The 6,261-nt window shown below is 42.8% G+C and carries 6 protein-coding genes and 1 pseudogene; 1 reads left to right on the forward strand and 6 read right to left on the reverse strand.

The window, feature by feature from the left end; translation table 11 throughout:
• Positions 1-81 precede the first annotated feature (81 nt).
• The 6 genes and pseudogenes from ACEQ1T_RS01105 to ACEQ1T_RS01130 form a co-directional block, all read right to left on the reverse strand.
• Positions 82-1,548 carry a YdiU family protein gene (locus ACEQ1T_RS01105; protein WP_370221465.1) on the reverse strand — a complete coding sequence of 489 codons (1,467 nt, stop codon included), beginning with the start codon at positions 1,546-1,548 and terminating at the stop codon, positions 82-84.
• A 145-nt stretch (positions 1,549-1,693) separates the two neighbouring features.
• Positions 1,694-1,849: a DUF1540 domain-containing protein gene (locus ACEQ1T_RS01110; protein WP_064503396.1), complete on the reverse strand. Its 156-nt coding sequence runs from the start codon at positions 1,847-1,849 to the stop codon at positions 1,694-1,696.
• A 103-nt stretch (positions 1,850-1,952) separates the two neighbouring features.
• On the reverse strand, positions 1,953-2,372 hold the full coding sequence (locus ACEQ1T_RS01115) for a hypothetical protein (RefSeq protein ID WP_206842435.1): 420 nt from the start codon (positions 2,370-2,372) through the stop codon (positions 1,953-1,955).
• A gap of 15 nt (positions 2,373-2,387) precedes the next feature.
• Positions 2,388-2,549, reverse strand: coding sequence for a hypothetical protein (locus tag ACEQ1T_RS01120; RefSeq protein ID WP_211202614.1), 162 nt, complete (start codon positions 2,547-2,549; stop codon positions 2,388-2,390).
• Between the two features lie 181 nt (positions 2,550-2,730).
• Positions 2,731-3,708, reverse strand: coding sequence for a tRNA-dihydrouridine synthase (locus tag ACEQ1T_RS01125; RefSeq protein WP_206842432.1), 978 nt, complete (start codon positions 3,706-3,708; stop codon positions 2,731-2,733).
• A gap of 183 nt (positions 3,709-3,891) precedes the next feature.
• A pseudogene (locus tag ACEQ1T_RS01130) lies at positions 3,892-4,029 on the reverse strand (conserved phage C-terminal domain-containing protein); the annotation flags it as partial.
• A 201-nt stretch (positions 4,030-4,230) separates the two neighbouring features.
• On the opposite strand from ACEQ1T_RS01130, the gene ACEQ1T_RS01135 reads away from it, so the two are divergent.
• A complete protein-coding gene (locus ACEQ1T_RS01135; RefSeq protein ID WP_206842430.1) occupies positions 4,231-5,973 on the forward strand; it encodes an ABC transporter ATP-binding protein in 1,743 nt (580 codons plus the stop codon).
• The last annotated feature ends 288 nt before the right edge of the window (positions 5,974-6,261 follow it).

Here is a 6,261-nt window from a genome sequence, read left to right on the forward strand (position 1 = left end):
GATAGTATTCTTTTCTAAAATGAAAATTCCTGCATAATAAAAAATGCCTGACCCGATAATGGGTCAGGCTTTGCCCATTTATTAAGTTCCGCAAAATGTTCGATAGGGTGCGCCGGTTGGCTCTGGAAGTTTGCAGTATTCTTCCTGATCTTCCCTATAAGAATAAGGATTCTCCAGCACTGCAAGAAGCTTTTTCATCACGCTGTAATCTCCATTGTTAACAGCTGCTTCCAGAGCTTCTTCCACCCGGTGGTTTCGCGGGATGACGGCCGGGTTGCTGGTTCTCATTAATTCATTTACTTCTTCTTTCGATTCCTTCTGCCTGGTCAGCCTTTCCTGCCATTGACCATGCCAGCCGGCAAATTCCTGATCATTACCTAACACAGTGTTCTCAAGATCGCCCAGCGTTAAGGCACGGAATGTGTTCGTATAATCGGCTTCAGACTTTTGCATAATCTTTAGAAGTCCGGTAAAAAGGGCTTCATCTTCTGCTTCTTCATTAAAGATCCCAAGCTTTGCCCTCATGCCGGCAAGCCAATAGTCCTGATACATTTTATTGTATTCTGAAATGGCGCCCTGAGCTATTTTAACAGCTTCCTCTTCATCTTCATGCAGCAGAGGCAAAAGGGTTTCCGCAAATCTCGCCAGATTCCAGCCGCCAATATAAGGCTGATTTCCATAAGCATAACGGCCTTCCCTGTCAATGGAACTGAAGACAGTTGCCAGATCATACTTATCCATAAAGGCGCACGGACCATAATCAATCGTTTCTCCGCTGATTGCCATGTTGTCGGTGTTCATGACTCCATGGATGAAGCCTATGTGCTGCCATTTTGCAATGAGCGCAGCCTGACGCTGGATCACTTTCTTTAGGAGAGCCAGGTAAGGATTGTCATCTTCTTTGATTTCAGGATAATGACGCTCAATTGTGTAATATGCCAGGGTTCTAAGCTCCCCAACAGGCCGCCAATTCGCCGCATATTGAAAAGTCCCCACCCGTATATGGCTATCCGCAACTCTTATCAGGATCGCACCCGGAAGCATAGTCTCCCGGATAATGGCTTCCCCTGTTGTTACAACCGCCAGACTGCGGGTCGTGGGAATTCCCAGTGCATGCATGGCTTCACTGATAATGTACTCCCGGAGCATAGGGCCCAGAGCCGCCCGCCCATCTCCGCCGCGCGAAAATGGCGTTCTGCCGGAGCCCTTCAGCTGAATGTCGACCCTTTTATCCTCTGGTGTTATCTGCTCGCCAATCAGCATTGCCCGGCCATCCCCAAGCATATTAAAATGTCCAAACTGATGTCCTGCATAAGCTTGAGCAAGTGGTTCAGCGTCTTCTGGAACTTGAGAGCCTGAAAGGACCTCAATGCCTGTTTCACTTGTCAATGCATCCATATTTAACCCCAGAGATTTCGCCAGTTCCCCGTTAAAGATTACCAGCTCAGGGGATTGTACAGGGTTAGGCTTCATTTTTGAGAAGAATGTCTGCGGAAGCCGCGCATAGCTATTATCAAAATTCCATCCGATTTCATTGCTAATTGTCATCATAACTCCTTCCTTGCCTTCATGGTTTTATAGTCATTTTCCTTTATTATACCCTTTCTTGTAAAACATAGTGGGCATCTTTTTGTATGTAAAAAAACCTGACAGCCGGGATTTTTCATCCTCCGGCGGTCAGGCTTTCTCATGCTTATGCATCTGGCTCAAACGTTTTACAGGCTGTTTCCTCTATTTCATCCGCTTCTCGGCCATTCTGGCCAATCACATAAATAGAGTCAGCTACACATTTATCACCTTCAGCCCAGTACTTACAGTTTTCCACGTTACACAAAACTTCTACTTCCATTTTTGGCCACCTCCTTTTGGTTTAGTGATTATATACCCCTTTTTCGGATAGTTAACCATATGGGATAATATTCCAAATTAAGGCAGGAAAGCCTTGGAGGGAGTTAGTCTGAGAGGATTAGGCTTCTTAGTTTCTTTGTCATTTGCGGTGAAGTCTGGTAAATATCTTCATTGGTAATATACATGAATGCGCTCTTTTCATTATCCTCACCGAGCCATAAATGAATGCCGTGAGAAGGAAGATCTCCTTTGTATTCTACTGCTATATCATACTCAGGTTTACTGATATCGGCCTTCCCTGACTGTTTTACAGCAGTTGTTATTGCTTTTTCGAATACAGCGATCGATTTTCTGTCCTTGAAAGAAATAAAACTTTCTTCATTTATTCCGCCTAAACCCTCTGATTTTGAAACTTTGATTTCACGTATTTCTTCATCCAAGAGAACCATTGTTTCAGCTGATTGACAGCCTGTTATAAGTGCAAAAGAAAATACCATGAATGTGCATAATAAAAAAGCTTTCATCCTCGTACCTCAAGTTTAATATTTTAATTCTTTTCCTATATATTGTTGTTTTCGCTTAGCAATGCTGTCCGTTGATTTCAGCTCCAGGCTGCTCAGCGAACCGCGGGGCGGGCGGTAAGCCTCCTCGACGCTGCGCGTCTGTGGGGTCTCACCTGTCCCGCTACTCCCGCTGGACATTGAATAAGCTCCCTTGAGTAAACACCGCACGAAGAAAATGCGAATGCATTTTCGAGGATCCCGTACCTTCCGCTACAATCAACTCAGTAAATATAATACAAAAAGCAAAAAACTTGTGAAGAAAGCCAAAATTTATTTTTATAAAAGGAGGATAGACCGCTAGCCCATCCCCCTTAAGAATTCAATTATTATTTTCAAGGTTCTGTAAAGCGAAAGCATTAAGCAATTCACGTACTTCATTTGTTGACCTTGTGTTCATCAAATGATTTCTTAGTGCACTTGCCCCTGGGAATCCTTTGACATAGATCTTGAAGAAGCGGTGAAGAGCCGTGAACGGCCGCAGCTCTAAATGTGAATATTGATCATGGAGATCCATATGCAATCTTAAGAGGTCCAGCAATTCCTCACTAGTATGATCCTTCTTCTCCATTTCAAAGGCAAATGGATTATGGAATATGCCGCGCCCAATCATGACTCCATCAATCCCGTATTTCTCGGCAAGCTCCAAGCCCTTTTGACGATCAGGAATATCTCCATTGATCGTCAAAAGTGTATCCGGTGCAACCTGGTCACGAAGTTCCTTAATCTCCGGAATCAGCTCCCAATGCGCCGGCACTTTGCTCATTTCGTCCCGTGTCCGCAGATGAATGGATAGGTTAGCAATGTCCTGCTCCAAAATGTGTTTCAGCCAGACCTTCCATTCGTCTACCTCCGTGAAGCCAAGCCTTGTCTTTACACTTACCGGCAAACCTCCTGCTTTGGCTGCCTGTATTAGTTCTGCTGCCAGTTCGGGACGGCGGATCAAGCCGCTTCCCTTCCCGTGCTGTGCCACATTGGGGACAGGACAGCCCATATTAATATCCAATCCCTTAAAGCCCATCTCCGCCACACCAATACTCATTTGCCGGAAATATTCAGGCTTATCCCCCCATATATGGGCGACAATCGGCTGTTCATCCTCTGTAAAAGTCAAACGCCCTCGCACACTATTGATTCCCTCAGGGTGACAATAACTATCTGAGTTTGTAAACTCAGTAAAAAACACATCAGGTCTTGCTGCTTCACTCACCACATGGCGGAAAACAACATCTGTCACCTCTTCCATGGGTGCCAGTATAAAAAATGGCCGCGGTAACTCACGCCAAAAATTTTCTTTCATCTTTTTATTCCAATCCTCTCATTATGGGATACCATACTAACCCATATCCCAAAATTAAAAAGCAGCGTGTCTCTGCTTCTTTTACACTTATACCATGGTTGGGCACTTTTTATCAAACTGCCTGCAGAGGTTCCACATTAGATATTTTTTCCTAGTTTTTATCAGCGGCTCTTTAGCGTTTAGTCAGTCAAGGTTAAAATCTTCCTCCCGCAGCTGTTTTGCCTGCGGCTTTTGATTTAAATACGCTTCAAATTTTGAGCCAAACAGTGTTTCAGGTCTCAGGTAGCGGAAATATTGCGGGTCTATCTTCCACTCATGTTTTAGGCGCGTTAATTTTACGAATATTCTGTACACATTTAATACAATTAGATTATACTTTTCTTATCAATGATTAAGGAGGAATTTCAATGAGAAACATCGTGAACAAAACCGTACAGACATATAAGGGGGAAACACTTCTTTAATTGTAACGGTGTACTCCCTTATATGTGTTTATTTAAATAACACATAAAGGGGTAACTCATGGATTTTTCTGTCAAAAAATTTTTCTCTTATTATAAGCCTTATCGGAAATTGTTATTGTCCGTATTGGCATGTGCCTTTATCGTCTCCGCCTTGTCTCTGTTGTTTCCACTTCTCGTAAGGTATATTACAAAGGATGTCCTGGAAGGGAACCTGTCAATCGCATTAAAAAAAGTGTTTTGGATTGGCGGGCTGATGCTTGTTCTAACCGCAATCCAAAATCTTGCGAATTACTTTGTTGACTTTAAAGGACATGAATTAGGCGCTCGCATGGAAAGCGCCCTGCGCGGCGAACTGTTTGAGCACATGCAAAAACTTTCTTTCAGTTTTTACGATAAAGAAAAAATCGGCAAGCTCATGTCGAGGATTACGAACGACCTATTGATGCTTTCCGAGCTATACCATCATGCACCAGAAGATTATCTAAAATACCTGGTTCGCTTAATCGGCGCGTTTGTCATCTTATTCTTAATCAATGCCCCCCTGACGATTATTGTATTTTGCTTTTTGCCGTTCCTGGGTTTATTTATTTTTCAGCTCAATAAGATTGAAAACAGGGCATTAAGAAAGAACAAAGAAAGGATTGCCGACGTAAACGCTCAGGTAGAGGATAGTCTGGCTGGCATCCGCGTTGTAAAATCGTTCACCAATGAAAAGGTGGAAATTAAAAAATTCGCTCGTGAAAATAACCTCTTCCTTGAAAGCAGGATAGCCTTCTATAAAGCAGAAGCGATTTTTTACAATGGGGTACAAACATTTATCCAGCTGATTACAATTGCAGTTATTATTTTCGGCAGTGCCAGTATTGTAAAAAACACACTTGATTTAGCAGATTTAATTACTTTTTTGCTGTATATAAATTTTATGCTGGAACCGATTCAAAAAATGGTGCATATGAGCACGCAACTCCAGGAAGGAATTACCGGCTTTCAGCGCTTTATGGAAATTATGAATCTAAAGCCCGCAATTGAAAGCAAACCTAATGCCGTGAGTCTCAAGAAAGTCCTTGGTGAAATTGAATTCAGGCATGTTCAATTCCGTTATGAAGACCATTTGGATCATGTTTTGGAAAATATGTCTCTTAAAATAAAACCGGGAGAATATGTTGCCTTGGTTGGCCCATCGGGTGCAGGAAAAACGACTTTCTGCTCTCTTATCCCCCGCTTTTATGATGTAACTGACGGCAAGATAATGCTGGACGGAATTGATATCCGTGATATCGATCTTTATTCATTAAGAAAAAACATCGGTATCGTTCAGCAGGATGTTTACCTGTTTTCAGGAACGGTAATGGAAAATATCCGGTACGGGAATCCCCATGCAAGTGATGAGGAAATTATCGCTGCGGCCCAGTGCGCCAATGCACATGAATTTATCATGAAGCTGACAGACGGTTACAATTCTGAAATTGGTCAGCGAGGGGTCAGACTTTCGGGCGGACAAAAACAGCGGATAAGCATTGCCCGTGTATTCCTTAAGAATCCGACAATCCTCATTTTGGATGAAGCAACGAGTGCACTTGATAACGAAAGCGAAAGCATCATTAAGGATTCACTAGAATTGCTCGCAAAAGGGCGAACAACCCTCGTCATAGCCCACCGCCTTTCAACAATTCGGAACGCACAGCGGATTATCGTTTTGACTGAGGAGGGTATTGTCGAAGAAGGAACACACGATGCACTGCTTGCAAAACATGGAGCCTATTCAAGCCTCTACTCCAAACAGTTTGAATCGATATTCTAATTTTCTTGTTAACTCGGCTCTTAAAATAGGGCCGAGTTTTTGTTCGTGCCTTGGTATCCTCAGACATTAAAAACGGGAATGAATTAGTCGGATTTCCATTCCACAAACAAAAAGGCAACTCCCTTAAGGGTTAGTTGCCTTCTTTTAAAATAAGCTGCGCCACACACTCAACATGTGTTGTGTACTTTTAACAGACAAAAAAAACAATATTGGTGACTATACTACTTAACCTGTGGGGCGGTAAACATGAACCGCTCCATTTAATTTTAGAACTAAAAGACATCAAAC

It is taken from the genome of Cytobacillus sp. (genome assembly GCF_964223445.1).
GTDB lineage: Bacteria > Bacillota > Bacilli > Bacillales > Cytobacillaceae > Cytobacillus.